Source organism: Burkholderia sp. IO2, assembly GCF_029522185.1.
GTDB lineage: Bacteria > Pseudomonadota > Gammaproteobacteria > Burkholderiales > Burkholderiaceae > Burkholderia > Burkholderia cenocepacia.
The window spans coordinates 85515-112163 of record NZ_JAKWFH010000007.1; the positions used below are offsets into that span (position 1 = coordinate 85515).

The following is a 26649-nucleotide window of genomic DNA, read 5'->3' on the forward strand; positions in this document are numbered from 1 at the left end:
ATATGGCGAAGACCCTGTCGAAACCGGCCAGCGGCGCGCTCGCGCCCTGGCTCGGCATTTCGCTGATCGTGATCCTGTTCGACCAGCTGTCGAAGATCGCGATCCTGAAAACGTTCGCGTACGGCGCGCAGCATGCGCTGACGTCGTTCTTCAACCTCGTGCTGGTGTACAACCGCGGCGCCGCGTTCGGCTTCCTGTCGACCGCGAGCGGCTGGCAGCGCTGGGCGTTCACCGCGCTCGGCGTCGGCGCGACGCTCGTGATCTGCTTCCTGCTGAAGCGCCACGGCCACCAGCGGCTGTTCAGCGTGTCGCTCGCGCTGATCCTCGGCGGCGCGCTCGGCAACGTGATCGACCGGCTGGTCTACGGTCACGTGATCGACTTCCTCGATTTCCATCTCGGCGCGTGGCACTTCCCGGCGTTCAACCTTGCCGATTCCGCGATCACGATCGGCGCGGTGCTGCTGATCTACGACGAGCTGCGGCGCGTGCGCGGTTCGCGCTGAGCGCGCATACTCCGTGTCGACGGCCGGCTTCGCGCCGGCCGTTCCGTTTGACCCCAGGAGGCCTGAGTTGGCACACGCAGAACTCGCAGGAAAACACCTCGTTCTCGGCCTGACGGGCGGCATCGCCTGCTACAAGATCGCCGAGCTCACGCGGCTGCTCGTGAAGGCCGGCGCGACCGTGCAGGTCGCGATGACCGACGCCGCCACCCAGTTCATCACGCCCGTCACGATGCAGGCGCTGTCGGGCCGGCCCGTCTATACGAGCCAGTGGGACGCGCGCATCGACAACAACATGGCGCACATCGACCTGTCGCGCGAAGCCGACGCGATCGTGATCGCGCCCGCGTCGACGGATTTCCTCGCGAAGCTCGCGCACGGGTTCGCGGACGATCTGCTGTCGACGCTGTGCGTCGCGCGCGACTGTCCGCTGCTGGTCGTCCCCGCGATGAACCGCCAGATGTGGCAGAACCCGGCCACGCAACGCAACGCCGCGCAACTGCGCGCGGACGGCGTGTCGGTGCTCGGCCCGGATTCGGGCGCGCAGGCGTGCGGCGAAGTCGGCGACGGCCGCATGCTCGAGCCCGAGGCGATCTATGAGGCGATCGTCGCGCACTTCGCGCCGAAGGTGCTCGCGCACCGGCGCGTGCTGATCACGGCCGGCCCGACGTTCGAACCGCTCGATCCGGTGCGCGGCCTGACGAACCGCTCCAGCGGCAAGATGGGTTTCGCGCTCGCGCGCGCCGCGCAACAGGCCGGCGCCGACGTCCATCTGGTCGCCGGGCCGGTCGCGCTCGACACGCCGTGGGGCGTGTACCGCCAGGACGTGCAGACCGCGCAGCAGATGTACGACGCGGTGATGCATGCGGTCGCCGATGCCGACATCTTCATCGCGGTGGCCGCGGTCGCCGACTGGCGCGTCGACCAGCCGGCCGAGCACAAGATGAAGAAGACGGCCGACCGCAAGATGCCGGCGCTCGCGTTCGTCGAGAATCCCGACATCCTCGCGTCGGTCGCGGCGCTGCCCGATGCGCCGTTCTGCGTCGGCTTCGCGGCCGAAAGCGGCGACCTCGACGTGCACGGCGACGAGAAACGCAAGCGCAAGAACGTGCCGCTGCTCGTCGGCAACCTCGGCCCGCTGACGTTCGGCCGCGACGACAACGAAGTCGTGCTGTTCGAGGCCGCCGGCCTCACGCGCCTGCCCCGCGCGCCCAAAGACGAACTCGCGCATGCGCTCGTCGCGGAAATCGCGAAGCGCCTGCCCGACAACCGCCTGATCTGATCACCCGCGCGGCGGTGCGTGCCGCTGCGCCCTTCCCGACCGATTCGACGACCGCATGAAACTCGACCTAAAGATCCTCGACGCGCGCATGCGCGACTACCTGCCCGCCTACGCGACCACCGGCAGCGCGGGCCTCGACCTGCGCGCGTGCCTCGACGCACCGGTCACGCTGCAGCCGGGCGAGACCACGCTCGTGCCGACGGGCCTCGCGATCCACCTTGCGGACCCCGGCTATGCGGCGCTGATCCTGCCGCGCTCGGGCCTCGGCCACAAGCACGGGATCGTGCTCGGCAACCTCGTCGGCCTGATCGACTCCGACTACCAGGGCCAGTTGATGGTCTCGACATGGAACCGCGGTCAGACCGAGTTCGTGCTGAACCCGTTCGAACGCCTCGCGCAGCTCGTGATCGTGCCGGTCGTGCAGGCGCAGTTCAATATCGTCGACGAATTCACCGAGAGCGATCGCGGCGAAGGCGGCTTCGGCAGCACCGGCCGCCACTGAACCTGAGCCACGCAGCACGAAAAAGGGGCCTCGCGGCCCCTTTTCTTTGGCGCGCACCCGTCACTTGCCGGCTGGTTGCGCGATCCGCGCGGGCACCGGTTCGCGACGCCGCGCCTGCGTGATGCTCGCATAGGCGACCATCGCGACCAGCACGCCCGACAGCACCACCGACGAGCCGACCGTGCCGAGCGCGAGGCCGCCCTTCGCGACCGGCTTCGTCAGCAGGTCGCCGACCGTCGCGCCGAACGGCCGCGTGAGCACGAACGCGGCCCAGAACAGCAGCACGCCGGAGAGGCGCGTGAAGTAGTGCGCGAGCACGATCGCCGCGAGCAGGCCGCCGATCAGCAATGCGCCGCCGCCGAAGCCGAGCCCCGAGCTGTCCGCGAGGAAGTCGCCGAGCGCGGTACCGAGCGTGTTCGAGAACAGGATCGCGATCCAGTAGAGCAGCTCGACCTTGCGTGTACGGATCAGGTCGACCGACAGCGATTCGCCGCTGACGCGCCAGACCGCGAAGATCGCCAGCAGGATCGCGACGAGGATCGACGAGCCGGCCGCATAGCCGAGGCCGAGCGTGCGATCCATGAAGTCGGACATCGTCGTGCCGGCCGTGCTCGTCGCGACGATCACGGCCCAGTAGATCGCCGGGCGATAGCGCGTCGTCCTGAGCTGGGCGCCCAGCGTCACGAGAAAGAAACCGAACAGCAGGATCGAGCTGACCGCGTAGCCGACGTTCAGCGTCATCGACAGCAGATCGCCGCCGGTCTCGCCGAGCGTCGTCGCACAGATCTTCATGATCCAGAACGCGAGCGTGATTTCGGGAAGTTTGTTCATTCGAACCCCTTTTTGCAGGAAGCGGCGTGCCGGTGCGGACCGGCACGCATTGCAGACAGGATCGAATGTAGTCGCCGCTCGCTTAACGGAACCTTAGCGACTGGAGAACCGCGTGGGCGGCCGCACCGGCGCGGTCAGCGCGCGTGCTGGTGCCGGTAATGCAGTGCGTAGGCGAGCGTCAGTAGCACGACGAACACGACGCCGACCACCATCGTCATCCGGAATTCGCGCGTGAAGGCGGTCGTCAGCAGGATCGCCGCGACGAGCCCCGCGCCGAGCAGGCTGCCGAACGGGTGCCCCCACATCCGGAATGCGAGTGCGGGGCCGCGATACTGCGAGCGGAACCGCAAGTGCGTGACGAAGATCATCAGCCACGTGAACAGCGCGCCGAACATCGCGATCGCCATCATCACGGTGAACGCGGTGTCGGGCGCCACCGCGACCAGCACGGCCGCCACCGCGACGCCGCTCGTCGAGATCCACAGCGCCGCGCGCGGCACGCCGTTCGCGCCGAGCCGGCCGAACACCGCGGGCGCGAGGCGCGCGCGCGACAGGCTGAACATCATCCGCGTCGTCACGTAGAGCTGGCTGTTCATCGCCGACAGCGCCGCGATCAGCAGCACGAAATTGATCACGCCGGCCGCATACGGCACGTGCGTCGCGGCCATCACCTTCACGAACGGGCTTTCGTCGGTACCGGCCTGCGTCCACGGGACGATCGCGAGCATCAGCGACAGCGTCAGCAGGTAGAACAGCACGAGCCGGAACACGGTCGAGCGGAATGCGCGCGTGACCGCGTGCTGCGGATCGCGCGCCTCGCCGGCCGCGATCGCGACGGCTTCGATGCTCATGTAGCTGAAGATCGCGACGATCACCGCGACCCAGGTGCCCCACGGTCCCTTCGGCATGAAGCCGCCGTGCGCGGTGTAGTTCGCGAAACCGATGCCCGACGCGGCCGGCGCCGCCCACACGAGATAGGCGCCGAGCACGATGAACACGACGATCGCCGCGATCTTCAGCAGCGAGAACGCGTATTCGACCGTGCCGTACAGCGTGACGCTCGCGAGGTTCACCGCGATCAGCAGCGCGGAGAAGCCGATCACCCAGTACCAGCCGGGCACCGCCGGGAACCAGTACTTCATGAACACGGCGATCGCGCTGATCTCGGTGCCGATCGCGAACACGACCGCGAACCAGTACGCATAGCGCACCAGGAAGCCCGCGAGCGGGCCGACGTAATGCTCGGCATACGCGCCGAACGAGCCGGCCGTCGGATGCGCGACGGTCATTTCCGCGAGCGCGCCCATCAGCAGCAGCGCGATCAGCGCGCCGATCGCATAGGAAACCAGCACGCTCGGGCCGGCGAGCCCGATCGCGAACCCGCTGCCGAGGAACAGCCCCGTGCCGATCGCGCCGCCGATCGCGATCATCGCCATCTGCCCCGACGTCAGCGCGTGGCGCAACCCTTGTTCGCGCGCGACGATAGCGTCGAACGACCGTTGTTGTTGTGTCACTGCGTTACCACTCCCCTGCACCACCATCGCGCCGCCGGCGCCGGATAAAACGAAACGGCGCGGAGACCTTCCCGCGCCGTTCGCATGAACAACGAATTATCGCTTACTCGACTTCGACCGTCTCTTCGTTCGGCTTGTGCGGCGGATTCGCCAGCTTGTCGAACGACAACTGCACCTTGTCGCTTTCGTCGACGTCGACCGTCACGTGGCCGCCGTTGAGGAGCTTGCCGAACAGCAGTTCGTCGGCCAGCGCACGTCGGATCGTGTCCTGGATCAGCCGCTGCATCGGCCGCGCGCCCATCAGCGGGTCGAAGCCGTGCTTCGCGAGATGCTTGCGCAACGCGTCGGTGAAGAGCGCGTCGACCTTCTTCTCGTGCAGCTGTTCCTCGAGCTGGATCAGGAACTTGTCGACCACGCGCATGATGATCTCCTCATCGAGCGAGCGGAAGCTGATGATCGCATCCAGGCGGTTGCGGAACTCCGGCGTGAACAGGCGCTTGATGTCGGTCATCTCGTCGCCCGTTTCGCGGCGCGTCGTGAAACCGATCGTCGCCTTCTGCATCGACTCGGCGCCCGCGTTCGTCGTCATGATGATGATGACGTTGCGGAAATCCGCCTTGCGGCCGTTGTTGTCCGTCAGCGTGCCGTGGTCCATCACCTGCAGCAGCACGTTGAAGATGTCCGGATGCGCCTTCTCGATTTCGTCGAGCAGCAGCACGCAATGCGGCTTCTTCGTGACGGCTTCGGTCAGCAGGCCGCCCTGGTCGAACCCGACGTAGCCCGGCGGCGCGCCGATCAACCGGCTCACCGCGTGACGCTCCATGTATTCCGACATGTCGAAGCGGATCAGCTCGATGCCGAGCGTGAACGCGAGCTGGCGCGCCACTTCGGTCTTGCCGACGCCCGTCGGGCCGGAGAACAGGAACGCGCCGATCGGCTTGTCCATCTTGCCGAGGCCCGCACGCGCCATCTTGATCGAGGCCGCGAGCGCGTCGATCGCCGGATCCTGGCCGAACACGACGCTCTTCAGGTCGCGGTCGAGCGTCTGCAGCTTGCTGCGATCGTCCTGCGACACGCTTTGCGCCGGCACGCGCGCGATCTTCGAGATGATTTCCTCGATCTCGCTCTTGCCGATCGTCTTCTTCTGCTTCGACTTCGGCAGGATGCGCTGCGCGGCGCCCGCCTCGTCGATCACGTCGATCGCCTTGTCCGGCAGGTGACGGTCGGTGATGAAGCGTGCCGACAGCTCGGCCGCGGCCGACAGGGCGCCCGACGAATACTTGACGCCGTGATGCTCCTCGAAGCGCGACTTCAGCCCGCGCAGGATCGCGACCGTCTGCTCGACGCTCGGCTCCGTCACGTCGACCTTCTGGAAGCGCCGCGACAGCGCCGCATCCTTTTCGAAGATGCCGCGATATTCGGTGAACGTCGTCGCGCCGATGCACTTGAGCGTGCCCGACGACAACGCCGGCTTCAGCAGGTTCGACGCATCGAGCGTGCCGCCCGACGCGGCGCCCGCGCCGATCAGCGTATGGATTTCGTCGATGAACAGGATCGCGTGCGGGCGCTCCTTCAGCTCTTTGAGCACCGTCTTCAGGCGCTGCTCGAAATCGCCGCGATACTTGGTGCCCGCGAGCAGCGCGCCCATGTCGAGCGAGTACACCTGCGCGTTCGCGAGGATGTCCGGCACTTCGCCGCGCGTGATCCGATACGCGAGCCCTTCGGCGATCGCGGTCTTGCCGACGCCGGCTTCGCCGACGAGCAGCGGGTTGTTCTTGCGGCGACGGCACAGCACCTGCACGACGCGCTCGACCTCGGGCTCGCGACCGATCAGCGGATCGATGCGGCCGTCCTTCGCCATCTGGTTCAGGTTCTGCGTGAACTGCGCGAGCGGCGTTTCCTTCTGCGCATTCGCGTCTTCGCTTTCCGCGTTCGCGTCGGTCGACTTCGCGGCTTCGCCGTTGTTCGTCTTCGCGATGCCGTGCGAAATGAAGTTCACCACGTCGAGGCGCGTGACGCCCTGCTGCTGCAGGTAGTACACGGCGTGCGAATCCTTCTCGCCGAAGATCGCGACCAGCACGTTCGCGCCGGTGACTTCCTTCTTGCCGTTCGACGTCGACTGGACGTGCATGATCGCGCGCTGGATCACACGCTGGAAACCGAGCGTCGGCTGGGTATCGACATCGTCGGTGCCCGGAACGGTAGGTGTGTTGTCGTGGATGAAATTGCGCAGGTTCTGACGCAGGTCCTCGATGTTGGCCGCGCACGCGCGCAACACCTCGGCTGCCGTCGGATTATCCAGCAGGGCCAGCAGCAGATGCTCGACCGTAATGAACTCATGGCGCGCCTGGCGTGCTTCCATGAACGCCATGTGCAGGCTGACTTCCAATTCCTGGGCAATCATGCTTCCTCCATCACGCACTGCAGCGGATGCCCTGCCTGCCGCGCATGGGTAACGACTTGCTCAACCTTGGTCGACGCGATGTCCCGCGTATAGACCCCACAAACCCCTCGCCCTTCGCGATGGACCTTCAGCATGATCTGCGTGGCCGTCTCGCGATCCTTCTTGAAATACTCCTGGACCACCATCACGACGAACTCCATCGGCGTGAAGTCGTCGTTGAGCAGCACCACCTTGTACATCGAAGGCGGCTTGAGCTTCTGCTGCTTGCGTTCCAGGACGGTACTGTCCTGCTTGTCCGGGATAATCGCCATACACCCATTCTAAACAACTCGGACAGGCCCGCAATCCTGCCATTACCCGACCGACCGGCCGGCGCCCTCCCCGGTATCCCGGAACACGCGCTCGTCTTCGCGCCATACGAAAGCCGGCTGCGGTGCCGGCTTTCACGCATGGCGCGGAACACGAACCGTCAGGGGGAATCGCACCGGAACGTCGTGTCCGCATCCAGTATCCCACAAGCCGGGACGACTCGAACGCGTGTCACTCGAGCCTGGTATATGAGCCGATTATGCGGCTTTTCAAGCCCCCGCGCTTGGCCGCATGCTGCAAAGCAAAGCCGGAAAAACCCTGAAAATGGGTTCTTTACAACGACCCTCTAAACGTCTAAAAATTCCACTTGACACTCCAATAAAGAGCGCCAACAATCAAGCTGGCACTTTTTTCAATTTGCCGGTTGGCGAAACGAAAGAGGCCGAGGTGAGCTTGTGAGGGGGGAACGGCTGCATTTTCCGGTCGTTTAGCTTTTCGAGCGTGCTCGTGGTAAGTAGCAGCGACTGTGTGACAGGGGAAGTAGGAAATGGCAACTGGTATCGTTAAGTGGTTCAACGACGCGAAGGGCTTCGGTTTCATCACTCCCGATGAGGGCGGTGAGGATCTGTTTGCGCACTTCTCGGCTATCACCATGAATGGCTTCAAGACGCTGAAGGAAGGCCAGAAGGTGAGCTTTGACGTCGTCCAAGGGCCGAAGGGCAAGCAAGCGTCGAACATCCAGGCCGTATAAGGCATCGGATATCTGACGAAGAAACCCGGCGCATTTGCGCCGGGTTTCTTTTTTTGTGGCCGGCCAATCGATAATCGATTGGCCGGCCTTTTCGTTCAATCCCGATAATTGAACACACATTGTCTTGTCACGCATGCAGATCGGATATCGAATCCGCACGTGAAACAGTTTCGCGGCTTCGTTACACGACCTTCAGCGTCCCCATCATCCCGAGATCCTCGTGTTCGAGAATGTGGCAGTGAAACATGCGCTCGCCGGGCATGTCTTGGGTGACCAGAATCGACACGGTTTCACCGCTGCGCACGTTCACGGTATCGCGCCACGCGCGGAACGGTTCGCTCGTGCGCGAACCGGCCGACGCCCGCTCGATCACCTGGAACTGCGTGCCGTGCAGATGGAACGGATGGTCCATGTCCGTCGTATTGCGGATCTCCCAGCGCTCGACGTCGCCGCGCCGGCTCGTCAGCGTCGCACGGTGCGGCGCGTAGGTGTCGCCGTTGATCGTGAAGCGCATGCCCGCCGGCCGGCCGTGCGCCGCGCCCTTCATCATCGCGTCCATGTCCATTTCCTCGCCGAACGCGACCGTCTTGTGCGCCACCGGTTCGCCCAGCGGCGCCACCGCGCGCAACGTGGCAGGCAGCGCGCGGGCCTCGGCGGGCGCGAACGCGACATCGGCCAGCGCCAGCGCCGGATCGGGCGGCAGGCTGCCGTGGCCGGCGTCGTGCGACATCGCCATCTTGCGGCGGTCGTACTCGGCCGCCTGCAGCACCGCGCGCGACGCGCGGTCGCCGGCACGCACCAGCAGTTCCGCGCGCTCGCCCGGCGCGATCAGCAGCGACGTCACGCGCCGCGGCGCGTCGAACAACCCGCCGTCGGTGCCCACGTGCTCGAACGCGCGGCCGTCGTCGAACGCGATGCGCAGGTAGCGCGCGCTGCACGCGTTCCAGACCCGCCAGCGTTCGTCACCCGCGACGTCGATGCGCGGCCGGCGCGCGCCGTTGACCAGCACGAACTGGCCTTCACGGCCGTTCATCCAGTCCATCATGTCGTTCGGCGCAATCGTGCCGTCGCGTGCAAGCTTCAGGTCCGACACGAACAAGTGGCGCTCGGGCCAGCCGGCAAGCGGATCGTCCGCGGCGCGCACGACGAACGGGCCCGCCAGCCCGCGGAACACCTGCTCGGCGGTCATCATGTGCGGATGCGGGTGGTACCAATAGGTACCGGCGCTGCCCTTCGGCAGCGTGAAGCGATACACGCGCGACCCGCCGGGCGCGACGGGATCGGACGGATTGCCGTCCTGGTCGGGCGGCACAGGCAAGCCGTGCCAGTGAATCGTCGACGGCTGCGGCAGCTTGTTGACGAACCTGATCTCGACCGTATCGCCCTCGCGCACGTCGATCAGCGGGCCGACGACGGGGCCTTGCGTGCCCGCGCCGAACTGCCAGAACAAGGTCGGCCGCGCGCCGTGCAGCAGCGGTCGCGCCACCGGTTGAGCAACCAGCGTGGCCCGGAACGTGCCGGGCTCGCGGCTTTCGTTGGCCAGCGTGCGCAACGTCGCGAGCGGCGCGCCGGCCGGCAGCGCGTCGGCGGCCGCCAGCGCGGCCGGCGCGGGCTGGCCGTGCTGCGCGTGCGCCGACATCCCCGACATGCCCGGCATGTCGTCCATCGCATCCATGCCGGCCATGCCCGCGTGACCGGCATGCTGCGCCCACGCGGTGCGCGCGAACAGCGATGCGGCCGCGACACCGACGGCACGCGACAGGAAAGTTCTCCGTCTCATCAATCGATCCTCGTTGTTCATGCAGCGCCGCGCGACAGCCGCGGCGGTCGCGTCATCATAACCGCAGGGCCGAATCGGAAAACGCCGTCGCCGGGCGGGCGGCGATACGCCGCAGCGAGCATCGCCACCGTGCCGGATGCGGCGCCACGCTTGGCATCGCCGAGCGGCGCCTCGCCAGCGGTCGCTCCTCGTCCGCCGTCCCATGCGCGTTGCGCCCGCCCCCACGTTTCCACCCGCTGCATCGACGATCCGCAAACCCGTTAATTTTTCACGATGCGGAACAAGTCACTGCGTTATAAAAATTCGTGGTGCAGGGCACAAATTTCCCGTTTCGCGATGCCGAAAAACGTTCCGCAATACAAAACGATCGAAATAATTATTTGTTTTTAAAAGAGAATTTTTGTTTCGAGAAGCCGTTCTACATGCACCATCCGGGCGGGTCGCGGACGTAGACTTTGTTCCATGCACTGACGCTTCGCCACGACGGTCCGACACGGAACGCGGCGCAGGCAGCCAGTCGGGCCACCGCCGGCCGAGCCGGCAGGCGGCACAACAGAATCGCTCGTCATCAGAAAGGGAGAACGGAAATGAAGGGATTTCGCTTTGGTTCAGCGCTCGGGTCGTTCTACATCCTGCCGGGTAACGGCGGCTGGGAAGCGACGTTCGGCAACGCCCTGCTCGGCGCATTCTCGTGCCCCGAAGTGGCGGCCGACCACATCTCCCGCGGCGACTGCGAGCAACTGTCCGAACTCGACACCGCGACGCTCGAAGTGCCGCACGAAATCGCCGAATGGGAAATCGTCCACGTCTGAATGGCACGCCTGCAACGAAAAACGCCCCGGGCGACCGGGGCGTTTTCATTGGATGTCGGGCGGCGAACGGCTGACCGCACCGCGTCGACACGCGCATCGGCTCGCGCGAGTGCGCGCCCGGCGTCAGGCGACCGCGTCGACGATGCCGTTCAGCGTCGCGCTCGGGCGCATGGCCTGGCTCGTCAGGTCGACGTTCGGACGGTAGTAGCCGCCGATCGCCTGCGGCTTGCCCTGCGCGGCCGCCAGTTCCTCCAGGATGCGCGCTTCGTTGTCGGACAGCGCCTTCGCCACGCCCTCGAACTGCGCCTTCAGCGCGGCGTCCTCGGTCTGCTCGGCCAATGCCTGCGCCCAGTACAGGCACAGGTAGAAGTGGCTGCCGCGGTTGTCGAGGCCGCCGACCTTGCGCGCCGGCGACTTGTTCTCGTCCAGGAACTTGCCGGTTGCCTGGTCGAGCGTCTTCGCGAGCACGAGCGCCTTCGGGTTCTGGTACGCGTTGCCGAGGTGCTCGAGCGACGCGGCCAGCGCGAGGAATTCGCCGAGCGAATCCCAGCGCAGGAAGCCTTCCTCGACGAACTGCTGCACGTGCTTCGGCGCGGAGCCGCCCGCCCCCGTTTCGAACATCCCGCCGCCGGCCATCAGCGGCACGATCGACAGCATCTTCGCGCTGGTGCCGAGTTCCATGATCGGGAACAGGTCGGTCAGGTAATCGCGCAGCACGTTGCCGGTGACCGAGATCGTGTCCTTGCCCGCGCGGATGCGCTCGAGCGAGAAACGCGTGGCGTCGACCGGCGTCATGATCCGGATGTCGAGGCCGTTCGTGTCGTGATCCTTCAGGTAGCGTTCGACCTTCGCGATGATCTGCGCATCGTGCGCGCGCGCCGGATCGAGCCAGAACACGGCCGGGGCGCCGGTCGCGCGGGCGCGGTTGACCGCGAGCTTGACCCAGTCCTGCACCGGTGCGTCCTTCGTCTGGCACATGCGCCAGATGTCGCCCGCCTCGACCGCGTGCTCGAGCAGCACGTTGCCGGCTTCGTCGGTGACGCGCACGACGCCGTCCGCCGGGATCTGGAACGTCTTGTCGTGCGAACCGTATTCTTCGGCCGCCTGCGCCATCAGGCCGACGTTCGGCACGCTGCCCATCGTGACCGGATCGAACGCGCCGTGCTGCTTGCAGTCCTCGATCACGGCCTGGTACACGCCCGCGTAGCAGCGGTCCGGAATCACGGCCTTCGCGTCGTACAGTTGACCGTCCGGGCCCCACATGCCGCCCGAATCGCGGATCATCGCCGGCATCGATGCATCGACGATCACGTCGCTCGGCACGTGCAGGTTCGTGATGCCCTTGTCCGAGTTGACCATCGCGAGGCGCGGGCGCACCGCGTACTCGGCCTTGACGTCGGCCTCGATCGCTTCGCGCGTGTCGGCCGGCAGGTCCTTCAGGCGCGCGTACAGGTCGCCGATCCCGTTGTTCGGATTGAAGCCGGCCTTCGCCAGCACGTCCGCGTGCTTCGTGAGCGCGTCGCGGTAGAACACCGACACGAAGTGACCGAACAGGATCGGGTCCGAGACCTTCATCATGGTCGCCTTCAGGTGCACCGAGAACAGCACGTCCTGCGCCTTCGCATCGGCGATCTGCGCTTCGATGAAGCTGCGCAGCGCGTTGCGGCTCATCACCGATGCGTCGATCACTTCACCGGCCTTCACGGCCGTCTTTTCCTTCAGCACCTTCTTCGCGCCGTCGGTCGTCGTGAGTTCGATCTTCACGCTGCCGGCCTCGGCGATCAGCGCCGACTTCTCGCTGCCGTAGAAGTCGCCTTCGCTCATGTGCGCGACGTGGGCCTTCGACGTGGACTTCCACGCGCCCATCTTGTGCGGATGCTTGCGTGCGTAGTTCTTGACCGACAGCGGCGCGCGGCGGTCGGAGTTGCCTTCGCGCAGCACCGGGTTCACCGCGCTGCCCTTGATCTTGTCGTAGCGCGCCTTGACGGCCTTCTCTTCGTCCGTCGACGGATCTTCCGGATAGGCCGGCAGCGCGTAGCCCTGCGCCTGCAGTTCGGCGATCGCGGCCTTCAGCTGCGGCACCGATGCGCTGATGTTCGGCAGCTTGATGATGTTCGCTTCCGGCTTCAGCGTGAGCTGGCCCAGCTCGGCCAGATCGTCGGAACCCTTCTGCTCCGACGGCAGGACGTCTGCGAATGCCGCGATGATGCGGCCGGCGAGCGAGATGTCGCGCGTTTCGACGGCGACGCCGGACGAACGCGTGAAGGCCTTGACGATCGGCAGCAGCGAATAGGTCGCGAGCGCCGGCGCTTCGTCGGTGAGGGTGTAGATGATCTTGGGCGAAGTGGACATGGTGGTCAAAGCATTGCTACGTAATGGTGGGACTGAAGAGCGCCGGCGGTAACCGGCGGGGAGCGACCGGGTCGATCGCGAAAGGGGTGCGCCGGCTCAGCCCGGCGGAGGTGTTGCGAGGGCCGTCATGTTCTACCTTGCAGGGCTTGCGGGCCGCACCGCGGCGCCGCGGCCCGCATGCCGGACCGCCCTGCCAACAAACCTGCCATCCACGAAACGCTCCGGCGCCGGCAGTCAGCGCCGAGGCGGCCGGCAACGTGCCGGCCCACCCCGGAAGGGGTCTTACATGTTCTCGATCAGCACTTCGCCGAAGCCGGAGCACGACACCTGCGTCGCGCCTTCCATCAGGCGCGCGAAGTCGTACGTGACGCGCTTCTGCAGGATCGACTTCTCCATCGCGGCGATGATCGTGTCGGCTGCTTCCGTCCAGCCGAGGTGGCGCAGCATCATTTCCGCCGACAGGATCTCGGAACCCGGGTTCACGTAATCCTTGCCCGCGTACTTCGGCGCCGTGCCGTGCGTCGCCTCGAACATCGCGACCGAATCCGACAGGTTCGCGCCCGGCGCGATCCCGATGCCGCCGACCTGCGCGGCCAGCGCGTCGGAGATGTAGTCACCGTTCAGGTTCAGCGTCGCGATCACGTCGTATTCGGCCGGGCGCAGCAGGATCTGCTGCAGGAACGCGTCGGCGATCGAATCCTTGATCACGATCTCGTTACCCGTCTTCGGGTTCTTCACGCGCATCCACGGGCCGCCATCGATCAGCTCGCCGCCGAATTCCTTCTGCGCGAGCGCGTAGCCGGCGTCACGGAACAGGCCTTCCGTGAACTTCATGATGTTGCCCTTGTGCACCAGCGTGACCGACTTGCGATCGTTGTCGATCGCGTACTGGATCGCCTTGCGCACGAGCCGCTCGGTGCCTTCCGTCGACACGGGCTTCACGCCGATCCCGGAGGTTTCCGGGAAACGGATCTTCTTCACGCCCATCTCGTCCTGCAGGAACTTGATCACCTTCTTCGCCTGCTCGGAGCCCGCGGCCCATTCGATGCCCGCGTAGATGTCTTCCGAGTTCTCGCGGAAGATCACCATGTCGATCTTCTGCGGCTCGCGCACCGGCGACGGCACGCCCTTGAAGTACTGGACGGGCCGCAGGCACACGTAGAGATCGAGCTCCTGGCGCAGCGCGACGTTCAGCGAACGGATGCCACCGCCGACCGGGGTCGTGAGCGGCCCCTTGATCGACACCACGTATTCCTTCAGGACCTGCAGCGTTTCGTCCGGCAGCCACACGTCCGGACCGTACACCTTGGTCGCCTTCTCGCCCGCGAAGATCTCCATCCAGTGGATCTTGCGCTTGCCCTTGTACGCGTGCGCGACCGCCGCGTCGACGACCTTGATCATGACCGGCGTGATATCGAAGCCCGTACCGTCGCCTTCGATATAGGGAATGATCGGCTGATCGGAAACGTTGAGCGAGAAGTCCTTGTTGACGGTGATCTTGTCACCGCCCTCCGGAACCTTGATGTGCTGATACGGCATGATCGACTCCAGTGACGTGGCTGAGCAGGTGATGCTGGTCGAAGCTGCGCGCGCGGCGGGGGCGCGGCATGGCCACCCCGTGACGGCAACAGCGAGCCGCTATTCTAGCGCCCCAACCGGGCACTTCGGCGTGAACCGCGGCACTGCGTATCAAGACCTCACTTATGTCTTATATAAGACAGAGGACTTGCCGTTCCGTATTATGCATTAAGATTCCGCCATTTGCCATAGACCGCCCGCTCCCGCCTCCCGCGGTGCGCCGGGCGGGCGCCCTGCCATGAACCTCATCGCCCTCAACAAGCCGTTCGGCACGATTTGCCAGTTTTCCGCGCACGAGACGCGGCCCTCGCTCGGCGACTGGGTCAAAACGCCCGGCGTGTACGCAGCCGGCCGGCTCGACGCGGACAGCGAGGGGCTGCTGCTGCTCACCGACGACGGCGCGCTGCAGGCGCGCATCGCGGAGCCGCGCCACAAACTGGTGAAGCGCTACTGGGCGCAGGTCGACGGCGCACCGGGGCCGGCCGACCTGAAGGCGCTCGCCCGCGGCGTCGACCTCGGCGACTACGTGACGCGCCCGTGCCGCGCCGAATTCATCGAGCCGCCCGACACGCTGTGGCCGCGCAACCCGCCGATCCGCTACCGCGCCGCGATTCCGACCACGTGGATCGAGCTGGCGATCACCGAGGGCAAGAACCGGCAGGTGCGCCGGATGACGGCAGCCGTCGGGTTTCCGACGTTGCGCCTCGTGCGCGTCGGCATCGGCGCACTCGATATATTCGCGCTCGGCATTGCGCCAGGCGAAACAATTGCCCTGCCGCCGCGCGCGCCATGGGACGGTTTCGCGCCCGCCGGATGACGCATCCGGGACGCGCGAATTTTTCGTCATCTTTTTCGTCAACCGCCTGCGGAGATCGTGCGTTAAACCACGCAGATGCCAACCTTAGCTATCCGGCATTGGCAGCCGAACCCGTGTTTGCGTCACGAAAGCGACGTTTTATTCGAATACGATTCGGCGCCCGCAGCGCAAAGAGAAATTTCTCGAAGCGTCTGTCAACCGAAAGGTGGATGGCACCGTTAGACGACATGACTCCTATTGCCGGGTCATTTGGTTAATTAACTAAAGCTGAGGAACACAACATGAACAAACTGATCGCCGCTCTGGTCGCTGGCCTCTTCGCAACGGCTGCTTTCGCACAAGCTTCGGCTCCGGAAGCTGCTCCGGCAGCAGCAGAAGCTGCTTCGGCACCGGCCAAGCACGCTGCCAAGAAGCACCACGCTGCCAAGAAGCACCACAAGGCATCGAAGAAGGCTGCAGCAAGCGACGCAGCAGCACCGGCAGCTGCTTCGAACTAAGTAAGCAAGCTGTAATAACGCAGTCAAGAACACGCAGTCTTGCCGTTCTTACGGCGTTGAAAGGCAGATCACCGCAAGGCGATCTGCCTTTTTCTTTTTTGTGCCCGCCGGCGCGCATCGCGTACCATGCGGGTCTTGTTTTCCAGACAGGAGCCATGCTGTGCACTTCTCCCTGCGCCCGTCGCTCGGCCGCCTTGCGCGTGCCGCCGTGTTTCCCGCCGCGCTCGCCGTCCTCGCGCTCGGCATGCAGGCCGCCGGCGCGCAAGTGCCGCCCGGCGCCAAGCAGCCGAGCGAGTTCCCGCGCGTGAAGCTGCGCGCCGGCATGTACGTGATCGACGCGGCCGTCGCCGCGAACGACGCCGACCGCGAACAGGGGCTGATGTACCGTTCGCAGCTCGCGCCGAACGAAGGCATGCTGTTCGTCTTCAACGAGAACGCCGTGCACTGCTTCTGGATGAAGAACACGCTGATTCCGCTGTCGATCGCGTTCATCCGCGCCGACGGCACGATCACCGACATCGACGAGATGCGCGCGGAAACCACCGACAACCACTGCCCGCGCAACAACGGCGTCTATGCGCTCGAAATGAGCAAGGGCTGGTTCGCCGCGAAGGGCATCAAGCCCGGCATGAAGCTCGACGGCCTGCCGCGGGCCCAGTAACCGCCCCGGCGCGCGCGGCGGCACCGCGCCGCGCACCGACCGAAAGCCGGCCGCCCGTCATTTGTCGTCGGGCGCCGGTTTTTTTTCGCCCGCCGGCGGCGCCCGCCTTGATTCGGCACCCGCTGCCCGCATCTGCAAAAGCCACGGACAAGCGCTATCCTTTAAATCTCGCTAGTTCCAGCCCGGGCCGGCACCCAATCAGACGGCCCGCTTACGATCCGAACCACCAGGAGGTTCACGTGCCCCGCAAAACCCCCATCGAGCGCTATCGAAATATCGGGATCAGCGCTCACATCGATGCCGGCAAGACCACGACGACCGAGCGCATCCTGTTTTACACCGGCGTGAGCCACAAGATCGGTGAAGTGCACGACGGCGCGGCCACGATGGACTGGATGGAGCAGGAGCAGGAACGCGGCATCACGATCACGTCGGCCGCGACCACGGCCTTCTGGAAGGGCATGGCCGGCAACTATCCGGAACACCGGATCAACATCATCGATACGCCCGGGCACGTCGACTTCACGATCGAGGTCGAGCGCTCGATGCGCGTGCTCGACGGCGCGTGCATGGTCTACGACTCGGTCGGCGGCGTGCAGCCGCAATCGGAAACCGTGTGGCGCCAGGCGAACAAGTACAAGGTGCCGCGCATCGCGTTCGTCAACAAGATGGACCGGATCGGCGCCGACTTCTTCCGCGTGCAGAAGCAGATCGGCGAGCGGCTGAAAGGCGTCGCCGTGCCGATCCAGATTCCGATCGGCGCGGAAGATCATTTCCAGGGCGTCGTCGATCTCGTGAAGATGAAGGCGATCGTGTGGGACGACGAAAGCCAGGGCGTGAAGTTCACCTACGAGGACATCCCCGCGAACCTCGTCGAGCTCGCGCACGAATGGCGCGAGAAGATGGTCGAGGCCGCGGCCGAAGCGAGCGAGGAACTGCTCGAGAAGTATCTGCACGACCATGAATCGCTGACCGAGGACGAGATCAAGGCCGCGCTGCGCAAGCGCACGATCGCGAACGAGATCGTGCCGATGCTGTGCGGCAGCGCGTTCAAGAACAAGGGCGTGCAGGCGATGCTCGACGCGGTGATCGACTACCTGCCGTCGCCGGTCGACGTGCCCGCGATCCTCGGCCACGACTTCGCCGATCCGGAAAAGCCGGCGGAACGTCATCCGAGCGATGACGAGCCGTTCTCGTCGCTCGCATTCAAGATCATGACCGACCCGTTCGTCGGCCAGCTGATCTTCTTCCGCGTGTATTCGGGCGTCGTCGAGTCGGGCGACACGGTGCTCAACGCGACGAAGGACAAGAAGGAGCGGCTCGGCCGGATCCTGCAGATGCACGCGAACGAGCGCAAGGAAATCAAGGAAGTGCGCGCGGGCGACATCGCGGCGGCCGTCGGTCTGAAGGAAGCGACCACCGGCGACACGCTGTGCGATCCGGCCAAGCCGATCATCCTGGAAAAGATGGAATTCCCGGAACCGGTGATCTCGCAGGCCGTCGAGCCGAAGACGAAGGCCGACCAGGAAAAGATGGGCCTCGCGCTGAACCGTCTCGCGCAGGAAGATCCGTCGTTCCGCGTGCAGACCGACGAAGAGTCCGGCCAGACGATCATTTCGGGGATGGGCGAGCTCCACCTCGAAATCCTGGTCGACCGGATGAAGCGCGAGTTCGGCGTCGAGGCGACGGTCGGCAAGCCGCAGGTCGCGTATCGCGAAACGGTGCGCACGACGGCGGCCGACGTCGAAGGCAAGTTCGTCAAGCAGTCGGGCGGGCGCGGCCAGTACGGTCATGCGGTGATCACGCTCGAGCCGAACCCGGGCAAGGGCTACGAGTTCCTCGACGAGATCAAGGGCGGCGTGATTCCGCGCGAGTTCATCCCGGCCGTCGACAAGGGCATCACCGAGACGCTGAAGAGCGGCGTGCTCGCGGGCTACCCGGTCGTCGACGTGAAGGTGCACCTGACGTTCGGTTCGTACCACGACGTCGACTCGAACGAAAATGCGTTCCGGATGGCCGGCTCGATGGCGTTCAAGGAAGCGATGCGCAAGGCGAAGCCGGTGCTGCTCGAGCCGATGATGGCCGTCGAGGTCGAGACGCCCGAGGAGTTCATGGGCAACGTGATGGGCGACCTGTCCAGCCGGCGCGGCATCGTGCAGGGGATGGAGGACATCGCGGGCGGCGGCGGCAAGCTCGTGCGCGCCGAAGTGCCGCTCGCGGAGATGTTCGGCTATTCGACGTCGCTGCGCTCGGCCACGCAGGGCCGCGCGACGTACACGATGGAGTTCAAGCAGTACGCGGAAACGCCGGCCAACGTATCGGAAGGCGTGATCAGCGCGAAGACGAAGTAAGCGCCGTTCGCCCGCGCGCTGTCGCAGGCACGCAAGGCCCGTCCGGTTCCGGACGGGCCTTTTTTTCATCCGGCGCACCACGGCGTGCGCGGCTTTTTGATCGGCACGCCGGACATTTTTTTCGCGTGCCACAATGGATCGCGATTCGTCCGATGGAACCCGCCCGATGCCGCCCACCCCTGCCCTGCGCCGCCTGCTGACTCTCTATGCCGGCCTGATCGCCGCGAACGTCGCCGTCTGGCTGTGGGCGCTCGCGGTGCTGCGCGATCATCCGCTGCTGCTCGGCACCGCGGCGATCGCGTACGGGCTCGGGCTACGTCACGCGGTCGACGCGGATCACATCGCCGCGATCGACGTCGCGACGCGCAAGCTGATGCAGGACGGCCAGCGTCCGGTGAGCGTCGGCCTGTTCTTCTCGCTCGGCCATTCGACGATCGTGATCGCCGCGACGCTCGGCATCGCGCTGACCGCGTTCGCGCTGCGCGACCGGTTCGATGCGTTCCGCGACATCGGCGGCACGATCGGCACGGCGGTATCGGCCACGTTCCTGCTGGTGCTCGCGTGCGTGAACCTGATGATCCTGCGCGACGTGTGGCGACGCTATCGCGGCGTATCCGCGCCCGCGCACGACGGCGCGCATGATCATCGCCCCGCCGGCCTCGTATCGCGGCTGCTGCGCCCGCTGTTCCGGTTCGTGTCGAAGAGCTGGCACATGTACCCGGTCGGCGTGCTGTTCGGGCTCGGTTTCGATACTGCAACCGAAATCGGCCTGCTCGCGATTGCCGCCGCGCAGGCGAGCCAGGGGCTGCCGATCTATACGGTCATGCTGTTTCCCGCGCTGTTCACGGCCGGCATGACGCTGATCGACTCGACCGACAACGTGCTGATGATTCACGCATACGGCTGGGCGATGGACGATCCGCAGCGCAAGCTGCTCTACAACGCGAGCATCACGTTCGTGTCGGCGGCCGTCGCGCTGGCGATCGGCGGGATCGAGGCAGCCGGACTGCTGGCCGACAAGCTGTCGCTGACGGGCCCCGTGCGCGACACGCTCGATGCGCTCGGCGAACGCTTCGGCTCGATCGGCTACGGCATCGTCGCGCTGTTCCTCGTCTGCTGGATCGCGTCGATCCTGTTTCACCGCTGGCAGCGCGCGGCCGACGCGCCGGCGCGCTGAACGACGCCCCGACGTTTCATTCCGGAAACAAAACCCTCCCCAACGACGTTGCATGCGTGGTCACGCGACTGCGCCCGCCTTGCGCCACGGCCCCGCGCGGCCGATGGCACGAATCTCGCAGAGTGGGATGCGCACGGCGGGCCCGCGTGCCGATCCGCGTTCGCGGCTAGCGTCAAGCGCTGGCCAGGAGGTCATCGGCTGACGATAGGACAACGAATCTTTTAAGCCCCCCTGCACCACACGTGAATAGTCGCGCGGCAACGAGGCATCGCGCGCATGGGGAGGCCATGATGCATAAGACGAAACAACCGTTCCGCGCGGCGGGACGGCGCCCTCGTGCAACCTTGCTGGCCGCGGCCGCGTTTGCGTGCTGCTGCTCGTATGCCGTCGCACAAAACACCACGCCCGACACCGCGTCCGCCGCGAACGCCAGCGCGGACACCATCATGACGCTGGTCGAGAATGCCTCGCCGTGCGCCGCCAATCCGGCCGCGTGCGCGGTGCACGTTTATGCCGGCCGGGGCGTCGGCAACAGCGGGGCCGGTGCGAGCGGCAGCGGTAATGGGAATGGAAGCGGCAGCGGCACCGGTAATGGCAGTGGCAACGGGACCGGTAGCGGCGGAAATAACGGGAACGGGGCCGTCGGACCCGCCGGTGTCGGTGGAACGACAGGTGGAACTTCAGGCAGTACGAGCGGCACCGGCCGCGGAGGCAATGCGTCGGGTAACGGTGGTTCGGGTGGCGGCACTTCCGGTGGTGGTACTTCCGGTGGCGGCACCTCAGGTGGCGGCACCTCGGGCGGAGGCACTTCGGGTGGCGGCACCTCAGGTGGCGGCACTTCGGGCGGTGGCACTTCAGGCGGCGGCACCTCAGGTGGCGGCAATTCCGGTGGAGGCACCTCAGGTGGCGGCACTTCGGGCGGTGGCACTTCAGGTGGCGGCACCTCAGGTGGCGGTGGGCACGGTGGTGGCGGCGATGGTGATGGCGGTGGTCACGGCCATGGTGGCGGCCACGGCGATGGCGACGGTGACGGCGGTGGTCATGGCCATGGTGGCGGCCACGGCGATGGCGACGGTGGTCACGGCAACGGTGGCGGCCATGGTGACGGCGGCGGTCACGGCAATGGCGGCGGCCATGGTAACGGCGGTGGCGGTGGCGGTGGCGGTGGCGGTGGCGGTGGCGGCGGCGGCGGCAACGGCGGCGGCGGCGGCGGCGGCGGCAACGGCGGCGGCGGCAACGGCGGCGGCAACGGCGGCGGCAACGGCGGCGGTCACGGCGGCGGTCACGGCGGCGGCGGTCACGGCAATGGTGGCGGCAACGGCAATGGCAACGGCAGCGGCGGTGCCGGCAATGGCGGCGCCAACGGTGTCGGCAACGGCCGTGGCAATGGCGGCAATAGCGGCGGTGCCGGCGGAGGCAACGGCGGAAACGGCGGCGCCAATGGCACCGGTGGCCTCGGCAATGGCGGCGGCAACGGTAACGGCAATGGCAGTGGCGGCGCCGGCAATGGCGGGGCCAACGGCGTCGGCAACGGCCATGGCGCCGGCAACGGCGGCGGTCATGGCAACGGCGGATCGTCCGGCGGCAACCACTGACCCGACACGTTGCGCGACCGACTCCGGTCAGAGCATCTCGAGCGCGCGCTTGCTGCGCGGCGGACGGAAATACGCGTCAAGCTGCGCGCGCTCGTCATCGCTCAACACGAAATCGAGCGCGGCGCGGTTGTCGCGCACGTGTTCGATCCGCGACGCCTTCGGAATCGCGAATACCCCCGGCTGCGCGAGCACCCATGCCAGGGCGACGCGCGTCACCGACACGCCGCGCAGCCGTGCGATCTCGTCGAGCGGCGAGCGTTTCGGCAGCCGTCCGTGATCGACCGGGCTGTACGCCATCGCCGGTATCCGGTGGTCGGCCAGCCACGGCAGCAGGTCGAATTCCGGGCCGCGTCGCGCGATGTTGTAGAGAATCTGGTTGGTGGCGCATGCACCGCCGCCCGCCTCGTCGACGAGTTCGGCCATGTCGGCCGTATCGAAATTGCTGACGCCCCAGTGGCGGATCTTGCCCGCGCGCTGCAACGCGTCGAAACCCGCGACGGTTTCCTCGAGCGGCACCGACCCGCGCCAGTGCAGCAGGTACAGGTCGACGCGATCGGTACGCAGGCGCTTGAGGCTCGCGTCGCACGCGGCGACGACGCCGCGCCGGCTCGCATGATGCGGATAGACCTTGCTGACGAGGAACACGTCGTCGCGCAGGCCCGCAAGCGCGTCGCCGACGAGTTCCTCGGTCGCGCCGTCGCCGTACATCTCGGCGGTATCGACCAGCGTCATCCCGAGTTCGATGCCTTCGCGCAACGCGGCAATCTCGTCCGCGCGCCGCGCCGGCCGCTCGCCCATTTCCCAGGTGCCCAGGCCCAGCTTCGGAATCGTCTCGCCGTTTGGCAAAACGACCGTGGCGATCGTGTCTGTCATCCGTTTCCTCGTTGCGGGTTCGTGGCCGCACACCGCGGCCGAAGCATCGAATACGACGCATCAGTGTAGTCAATCGGTGCGCCCCCGGCCTATTACACGGCAAAAACCGGCTATAACGGCGCGGCATGATGACTTAGAATGGCCGCAACCTGATCGATACCCATTGTATGAAGGCACCCACGGACGACCGCTGGCAGGACCTGCGCCCCGACCCCGACAACGATACGCCGCTCTACCTGCAGCTCGCCCGCAAGCTCGGCGATGCGATCCACGACAACCGCTGGACGGCCGGCGAAGCGCTGCCTTCCGAGCGTGTGTTGTCCGAAGCGCTCGGCGTGTCGCGCATCACCGCGCGCAAGGCGATCGCGCTGCTCGTCGAGCAAGGCTTGATCCGCCGCACGCAAGGCGCGGGCAACTTCATCCAGCCGCGCTACGAGGATCCGCTGTCGCGACTGTCGAGCTTCAGCGAAATGCTCGAGCGCCGCGGCTTCAAGCCGAGTTCGCAGTGGCTCGCACGCGAAATCCAGCCCGCCAACCGCGACGAAGTGATCCAGCTCGGGCTGTCGCCGGCCGCATCGGTTACACGCCTGAAACGCCTGCGCCTCGCCGACGGCATCGTGATGGCCGTCGAGAACTCGACGTTCCCCGCGACGCTGATTCCCGATCCGCAGGCGATCGTCGGCTCGCTGTACAGCTATCTCGAAGCACGCGGCACGCCGATCGTGCGCGCGCTGCAGCATTTCCGCGCGGTCAACGCGACCGACGAGATCGCCGAGCAGATGGGCATCGCCCCGCACGACGCACTGCTGCTGATCACACGGATCGGCTATACGTCCGACCAGCGCGCGATCGAACTGACCGATACCTACTGCCGCAACGACTACTACGATTTCGTCGTCGAGCTGCGCAAGTAACGCGAGCCGCGCCAGCGGCCCTCACAACCAGCGCGCGTCGTCGGTGCCGAGCGGCACGGGCGGCCGCGCGAACGCCGGCGGCGTTGCCGACAACCACTCGGCCGGCCGCACGGTGTCGAGCACGCCGAACGGCGACGCGACGCGATCGATCCGGTCGCGCACGTCGGCCAGCGCGAGATCGGGCGCCTGCAACCCGTCCGGCACGGCGCCGAACGACTGCAGCCAGCGCCCCGTCTGAGCGAGCGACATCCGCACGTGCCAACTGCCCCCTTCGCGCGCCCGCCGCGCGAGCGCGATCATCGCGCCGAACGCCGCGAGATACCCCGTTGCATGATCGAGCGCCTGGCACGGCAGATGGCGCGGCCCGCTCGCATGCGCGGCCTGCTGCTCCTGCCAGGCGATTCCGCTCGCCGATTGCACGAGGCTGTCGAACCCGCGCCGCTTCGCCCACGGCCCCGCGCGCCCGTACGCCGACACCGACACGTAGACGATGCCGGGCCGCCGCGCCGCCAGTGCCTGCGGCGTGAAGCCGCGCGCCGCGAGCGCGCCGGGCCGGTACGACTGCAGAAACACGTCCGTCTCGCGTGCCAGCGCGTGCAGCGTATCGACGCCCGCCGCGTCGCGCAGATCGATCCACGTCGAGCGCTTGCCGCGTCCGTTGTCGATCACGAGCGGGGCGATGTTGGGCAGGTGCGGACCGTTGACGAGCAGCGTCTGCGCGCCGTGCGACGCCAGCGTGCGGCCCGCGACCGGCCCAGCGATGATGCGCGTGAGATCGAGCACGCGCACGCCGGCCAGCGGCCGATCGGCCTCGCCGCGGCCGATCGGCTCGGCCGGCGCGTCGCCGATCCGCTCGATCTCGAACAGCGGCAGCGACGCGATCGCGCGCGCCTGCTCGTGCGCCGCCCATTCGTCAGGGGTTCTGATCAATGCCGCGCACAGACCGGCGTCGGCCAGCGCGGTATCGAGTGCCGCGCCGTCCCACGTACGGATCGCCGCGGCGACGTCGGGCGGCTGCGGGCCGCAGCCGAGCACGTCGAGGATGCCGCGCAGGTGATGCGGGAAATTCGCGTGCAGTTGAATCCATCGTCCGTCGCCCGTCTCGAAGAAACCGGTCACCGGATGACGCAACTCCGGCGGCGGCCCGTCGTCCACGCGCAGGTAGCGCTCGCTGCGAAACGCGACGAGCGCGTCGCGCACCGACACGTCGACCGATTGCGCGATGCCCGTGCGCAGCCGATGACATTCGGCTGCCGCGAGCCCGGCCGCGGCGATCGTCGCGGCGGCGAGCGTGCCGACATGAAACGTCGACGGCAACGCCGGGTCCTGCCCGGTCACGGTCGTGCGGGCCAGCGCGTCGGGTTCGCCGTCTGCGAGTTGCCATAGATGCGTCAATGCGCGTTCGGGTGTCATGGTCATGGTGAAGAGGATGCCGTCGAGGAGACGGAATCGAGTCTAGAATTCGCGACAGCCGCGATCAATCTTGATTGCGCGAATCAATACATAACGAATAGTTGTAGCGGGCCCGCGCTTCATGCGCGCCGCCAGGAGCAACCGGCATGACATCCCTCAGTGCGCAGGAAGCCGCCGGCATGCTCGGCGTCAGCGTGAGCACCCTTTACGCGTACGTGAGCCGCGGCCTGCTGCGCTCGCTGCCCGACGGCGCGACCAAGCGCCGCCGCTACGACGCCAACGAAGTGCGCCTGCTCGCGCGCCGCCGCGCCGATGCGAAACGCGCGGGCGGTGTCGCCGAACGTTCGCTCGACTGGGGCGTGCCGGTGCTGGAATCGCGGATCACGCAGATCGCCGACGGCCGCCTGCGCTACCGCGGCGCCGATGCGATCGCGCTGGCCGGTGCAGCGACCCTCGAAGAAACGGCCGCGCGGCTCTGGGACTGTCCGCCCGCGCGGCTGGCCGCCACGTCGCTCGCGTCGACCGGTTTCGACGCGGCGCAGTGGGACGACTGGGCGCGTCGCTGGGCGCACCTCGCACCGCTCGAACGCACGCTGGTGCTGCTGCCGGCCGCCGCCGCGTCGCTGCCGCGCCTGTGGGCGCAGGGGCGCGACGCCCAGCTCGATGCCGCGGCGCTGCTGCTGCGCGTCGCGACGGCCGCACTCGCCGGCATCGCGCCGGGCGACGCGCCCGTGCACCGCCAGCTCGCGTCCGCGTGGCGCGTGCGGCGGCGCGATGACGCCGACCTGCTGCGGCGCGCGCTCGTGCTGTGCGCCGATCACGAATTGAATCCGTCGACCTTCGCGGTGCGCTGCATCGCGTCGACCGGCAGCCACCTGTTCGGCGCGATCTCGGGCGGGCTCGCGGCGCTGTCGGGGCCGCGCCACGGCGGCGAGACGTTCCGCGCCGGCACGCTGCTCGACGAAGCGGCCCGCGCCGCCGATCTCGATCGCTACCTCGCGCTGCGGCTGGCGCACGACGAACGCGCGGACGGCGGCCGCACGGCCCTGTCCGGCTTCGCGCACCCGCTGTATCCCGACGGCGACCCGCGCGCGCGGGCGCTGCTCGATGCACTGCACGCGACGGCGCCCGAGCGGCCGGCGCTGCGCATGGCGCGCGCGCTCGCCGCACGCGTCGAAGCGGCGACGGGCCTGCGGCCGACGATCGATTTCGCGCTCGCGGTGCTGGAGCGCACGCTCGCGCTGCCCGACGGCGCGGCGTTCACGCTGTTCGCGGCCGGCCGCACGGCCGGCTGGATCGCGCATGCGCTCGAACAGTACGCGGACGGAAAGCTGATCCGACCGCGGGCCCGCTACGTCGGCAGCGATGCGGCCGGGTGACGCCGGCCGTCGCGCCACGCGGCGAACGGGCGCCACCATGCAGGCGCGGTGCGCACGGCCGACACCGCGAGCGGGCCGAACGCGAACGTCGCGCCGCGCGGCCCGGCGCTGACCCACGCATGGGTGCCGGGCAGCAAGGTCAGCGACGCACCGGCGCCCAGCCAGTGATCGTCTGGCCGGCCCTCGACGGTCACCCACACGTCGCCTTCGGCCACCTCGAGCAGCGTGCGGTCGACGATCCGCCACCGTCCGGCCGGTTCGTCGCCGTCCATCACGTAAAGTCGCAGTTCGCGCATGGCAGCCTCCTGGTCGCACGGGTTCGATCACACCAGTATTTCGGACGGCGGCGGTACGCGG

General features: G+C 67.0%; 24 protein-coding genes. 14 read left to right on the forward strand and 10 right to left on the reverse strand.

The annotated features are described in order from the left end of the window. The first annotated feature begins 2 nt into the window (after positions 1-2). From lspA to dut, 3 genes are all read left to right on the forward strand, one after another. The gene (gene lspA, locus MMB92_RS06355; protein WP_006488949.1) at positions 3-503 is read left to right on the forward strand and encodes a signal peptidase II; all 501 of its coding nucleotides are present in this window, start codon (positions 3-5) and stop codon (positions 501-503) included. Positions 504-570: 67 nt separating this feature from the next. Further along, positions 571-1782 carry a bifunctional phosphopantothenoylcysteine decarboxylase/phosphopantothenate--cysteine ligase CoaBC gene (gene coaBC, locus MMB92_RS06360; RefSeq protein ID WP_006488958.1) on the forward strand — a complete coding sequence of 404 codons (1212 nt, stop codon included), beginning with the start codon at positions 571-573 and terminating at the stop codon, positions 1780-1782. A 55-nt stretch (positions 1783-1837) separates the two neighbouring features. After that, positions 1838-2284 (forward strand): dUTP diphosphatase, encoded by a 447-nt coding sequence (gene dut, locus MMB92_RS06365; protein WP_006488961.1) that lies wholly within the window; start codon positions 1838-1840, stop codon positions 2282-2284. Between the two features lie 60 nt (positions 2285-2344). On the opposite strand, the gene MMB92_RS06370 is transcribed toward dut, so the two are convergent. From MMB92_RS06370 to clpS, 4 genes are all read right to left on the reverse strand, one after another. Then, positions 2345-3115 (reverse strand): membrane protein, encoded by a 771-nt coding sequence (locus MMB92_RS06370; protein ID WP_006496142.1) that lies wholly within the window; start codon positions 3113-3115, stop codon positions 2345-2347. Between the two features lie 134 nt (positions 3116-3249). Beyond that, positions 3250-4629, reverse strand: coding sequence for an amino acid permease (locus MMB92_RS06375; protein ID WP_006488957.1), 1380 nt, complete (start codon positions 4627-4629; stop codon positions 3250-3252). A gap of 103 nt (positions 4630-4732) precedes the next feature. Continuing rightward, the gene (clpA, locus tag MMB92_RS06380; RefSeq protein WP_006496143.1) at positions 4733-7033 is read right to left on the reverse strand and encodes an ATP-dependent Clp protease ATP-binding subunit ClpA; all 2301 of its coding nucleotides are present in this window, start codon (positions 7031-7033) and stop codon (positions 4733-4735) included. After that, complete coding sequence (gene clpS, locus MMB92_RS06385; protein WP_006398529.1) at positions 7030-7344, reverse strand: ATP-dependent Clp protease adapter ClpS; 315 nt, start codon at positions 7342-7344, stop codon at positions 7030-7032. Before clpS ends, clpA begins: the two co-directional genes overlap by 4 nt. 289 nt (positions 7345-7633) lie before the next feature. Between clpS and MMB92_RS06390 the strand changes: the two genes are divergently transcribed. Continuing rightward, entirely contained in the window at positions 7634-7801 is a 168-nt protein-coding gene (locus tag MMB92_RS06390) for a hypothetical protein (RefSeq protein WP_153260047.1), read from the forward strand. Positions 7802-7889: 88 nt separating this feature from the next. Next, the gene (locus MMB92_RS06395) at positions 7890-8093 is read left to right on the forward strand and encodes a cold-shock protein (RefSeq protein WP_006488945.1); all 204 of its coding nucleotides are present in this window, start codon (positions 7890-7892) and stop codon (positions 8091-8093) included. 181 nt (positions 8094-8274) lie between these two features. Here MMB92_RS06395 and MMB92_RS06400 read toward each other — a convergent pair whose 3' ends face one another. Further along, entirely contained in the window at positions 8275-9873 is a 1599-nt protein-coding gene (locus tag MMB92_RS06400) for a multicopper oxidase family protein (RefSeq protein ID WP_277562603.1), read from the reverse strand. A 587-nt stretch (positions 9874-10460) separates the two neighbouring features. On the opposite strand from MMB92_RS06400, the gene MMB92_RS06405 reads away from it, so the two are divergent. Further along, positions 10461-10685 (forward strand): hypothetical protein, encoded by a 225-nt coding sequence (locus MMB92_RS06405; RefSeq protein ID WP_006490888.1) that lies wholly within the window; start codon positions 10461-10463, stop codon positions 10683-10685. 123 nt (positions 10686-10808) lie between these two features. Here MMB92_RS06405 and MMB92_RS06410 read toward each other — a convergent pair whose 3' ends face one another. Next, a complete protein-coding gene (locus MMB92_RS06410) occupies positions 10809-13037 on the reverse strand; it encodes an NADP-dependent isocitrate dehydrogenase (RefSeq protein WP_048984425.1) in 2229 nt (742 codons plus the stop codon). 282 nt (positions 13038-13319) lie between these two features. Further along, complete coding sequence (gene icd / locus MMB92_RS06415) at positions 13320-14576, reverse strand: NADP-dependent isocitrate dehydrogenase (protein ID WP_006478026.1); 1257 nt, start codon at positions 14574-14576, stop codon at positions 13320-13322. 277 nt (positions 14577-14853) lie between these two features. Between icd and MMB92_RS06420 the strand changes: the two genes are divergently transcribed. From MMB92_RS06420 to MMB92_RS06445, 6 genes are all read left to right on the forward strand, one after another. Next, positions 14854-15432, forward strand: a complete 579-nt coding sequence (locus MMB92_RS06420; protein WP_006490892.1) for a pseudouridine synthase — start codon at positions 14854-14856, stop codon at positions 15430-15432. Between the two features lie 281 nt (positions 15433-15713). After that, on the forward strand, positions 15714-15929 hold the full coding sequence (locus tag MMB92_RS06425; protein WP_011352970.1) for a hypothetical protein: 216 nt from the start codon (positions 15714-15716) through the stop codon (positions 15927-15929). A 160-nt stretch (positions 15930-16089) separates the two neighbouring features. Continuing rightward, entirely contained in the window at positions 16090-16590 is a 501-nt protein-coding gene (locus tag MMB92_RS06430) for a DUF192 domain-containing protein (RefSeq protein WP_006490889.1), read from the forward strand. Between the two features lie 239 nt (positions 16591-16829). After that, positions 16830-18941, forward strand: a complete 2112-nt coding sequence (gene fusA, locus MMB92_RS06435) for an elongation factor G (RefSeq protein WP_006496147.1) — start codon at positions 16830-16832, stop codon at positions 18939-18941. 166 nt (positions 18942-19107) lie between these two features. Then, on the forward strand, positions 19108-20118 hold the full coding sequence (locus MMB92_RS06440; protein WP_034201438.1) for a HoxN/HupN/NixA family nickel/cobalt transporter: 1011 nt from the start codon (positions 19108-19110) through the stop codon (positions 20116-20118). A gap of 290 nt (positions 20119-20408) precedes the next feature. Then, positions 20409-21713, forward strand: coding sequence for a hypothetical protein (locus MMB92_RS06445; RefSeq protein WP_277562604.1), 1305 nt, complete (start codon positions 20409-20411; stop codon positions 21711-21713). 27 nt (positions 21714-21740) lie between these two features. Here MMB92_RS06445 and MMB92_RS06450 read toward each other — a convergent pair whose 3' ends face one another. Then, positions 21741-22586, reverse strand: coding sequence for an aldo/keto reductase (locus tag MMB92_RS06450; protein ID WP_034201437.1), 846 nt, complete (start codon positions 22584-22586; stop codon positions 21741-21743). 167 nt (positions 22587-22753) lie between these two features. On the opposite strand from MMB92_RS06450, the gene MMB92_RS06455 reads away from it, so the two are divergent. After that, entirely contained in the window at positions 22754-23500 is a 747-nt protein-coding gene (locus tag MMB92_RS06455) for a GntR family transcriptional regulator (RefSeq protein ID WP_006489667.1), read from the forward strand. A 21-nt stretch (positions 23501-23521) separates the two neighbouring features. On the opposite strand, the gene MMB92_RS06460 is transcribed toward MMB92_RS06455, so the two are convergent. Next, entirely contained in the window at positions 23522-24913 is a 1392-nt protein-coding gene (locus MMB92_RS06460) for a CoA transferase (RefSeq protein ID WP_058902286.1), read from the reverse strand. A 146-nt stretch (positions 24914-25059) separates the two neighbouring features. Here MMB92_RS06460 and MMB92_RS06465 point away from each other — a divergent pair, with 146 nt between their 5' ends. Then, complete coding sequence (locus MMB92_RS06465; protein ID WP_043205384.1) at positions 25060-26292, forward strand: citrate/2-methylcitrate synthase; 1233 nt, start codon at positions 25060-25062, stop codon at positions 26290-26292. Here MMB92_RS06465 and MMB92_RS06470 read toward each other — a convergent pair. Then, positions 26265-26588, reverse strand: coding sequence for a DUF2917 domain-containing protein (locus MMB92_RS06470; RefSeq protein WP_006491803.1), 324 nt, complete (start codon positions 26586-26588; stop codon positions 26265-26267). The two genes, MMB92_RS06465 and MMB92_RS06470, sit on opposite strands and share 28 nt — an antisense overlap. Positions 26589-26649 lie beyond the last annotated feature (61 nt).

Coding starts and splice junctions, on each gene's coding strand:
- MMB92_RS06450 (WP_034201437.1), bottom strand. CDS start 22,586: ATGACAGACACGATCGCCACGGTCGTTTTGCCAAACGGCGAGACGATT.
- dut (WP_006488961.1), top strand. CDS start 1,838: ATGAAACTCGACCTAAAGATCCTCGACGCGCGCATGCGCGACTACCTG.
- MMB92_RS06440 (WP_034201438.1), top strand. CDS start 19,108: ATGCCGCCCACCCCTGCCCTGCGCCGCCTGCTGACTCTCTATGCCGGC.
- MMB92_RS06460 (WP_058902286.1), bottom strand. CDS start 24,913: ATGACACCCGAACGCGCATTGACGCATCTATGGCAACTCGCAGACGGC.
- clpS (WP_006398529.1), bottom strand. CDS start 7,344: ATGGCGATTATCCCGGACAAGCAGGACAGTACCGTCCTGGAACGCAAG.
- MMB92_RS06370 (WP_006496142.1), bottom strand. CDS start 3,115: ATGAACAAACTTCCCGAAATCACGCTCGCGTTCTGGATCATGAAGATC.
- MMB92_RS06425 (WP_011352970.1), top strand. CDS start 15,714: ATGAACAAACTGATCGCCGCTCTGGTCGCTGGCCTCTTCGCAACGGCT.
- MMB92_RS06400 (WP_277562603.1), bottom strand. CDS start 9,873: ATGAGACGGAGAACTTTCCTGTCGCGTGCCGTCGGTGTCGCGGCCGCA.
- MMB92_RS06445 (WP_277562604.1), top strand. CDS start 20,409: ATGCATAAGACGAAACAACCGTTCCGCGCGGCGGGACGGCGCCCTCGT.
- MMB92_RS06405 (WP_006490888.1), top strand. CDS start 10,461: ATGAAGGGATTTCGCTTTGGTTCAGCGCTCGGGTCGTTCTACATCCTG.
- MMB92_RS06410 (WP_048984425.1), bottom strand. CDS start 13,037: ATGTCCACTTCGCCCAAGATCATCTACACCCTCACCGACGAAGCGCCG.
- clpA (WP_006496143.1), bottom strand. CDS start 7,033: ATGATTGCCCAGGAATTGGAAGTCAGCCTGCACATGGCGTTCATGGAA.
- MMB92_RS06470 (WP_006491803.1), bottom strand. CDS start 26,588: ATGCGCGAACTGCGACTTTACGTGATGGACGGCGACGAACCGGCCGGA.
- MMB92_RS06390 (WP_153260047.1), top strand. CDS start 7,634: ATGCTGCAAAGCAAAGCCGGAAAAACCCTGAAAATGGGTTCTTTACAA.
- lspA (WP_006488949.1), top strand. CDS start 3: ATGGCGAAGACCCTGTCGAAACCGGCCAGCGGCGCGCTCGCGCCCTGG.
- icd (WP_006478026.1), bottom strand. CDS start 14,576: ATGCCGTATCAGCACATCAAGGTTCCGGAGGGCGGTGACAAGATCACC.
- MMB92_RS06420 (WP_006490892.1), top strand. CDS start 14,854: ATGAACCTCATCGCCCTCAACAAGCCGTTCGGCACGATTTGCCAGTTT.
- MMB92_RS06395 (WP_006488945.1), top strand. CDS start 7,890: ATGGCAACTGGTATCGTTAAGTGGTTCAACGACGCGAAGGGCTTCGGT.
- MMB92_RS06465 (WP_043205384.1), top strand. CDS start 25,060: ATGACATCCCTCAGTGCGCAGGAAGCCGCCGGCATGCTCGGCGTCAGC.
- MMB92_RS06455 (WP_006489667.1), top strand. CDS start 22,754: ATGAAGGCACCCACGGACGACCGCTGGCAGGACCTGCGCCCCGACCCC.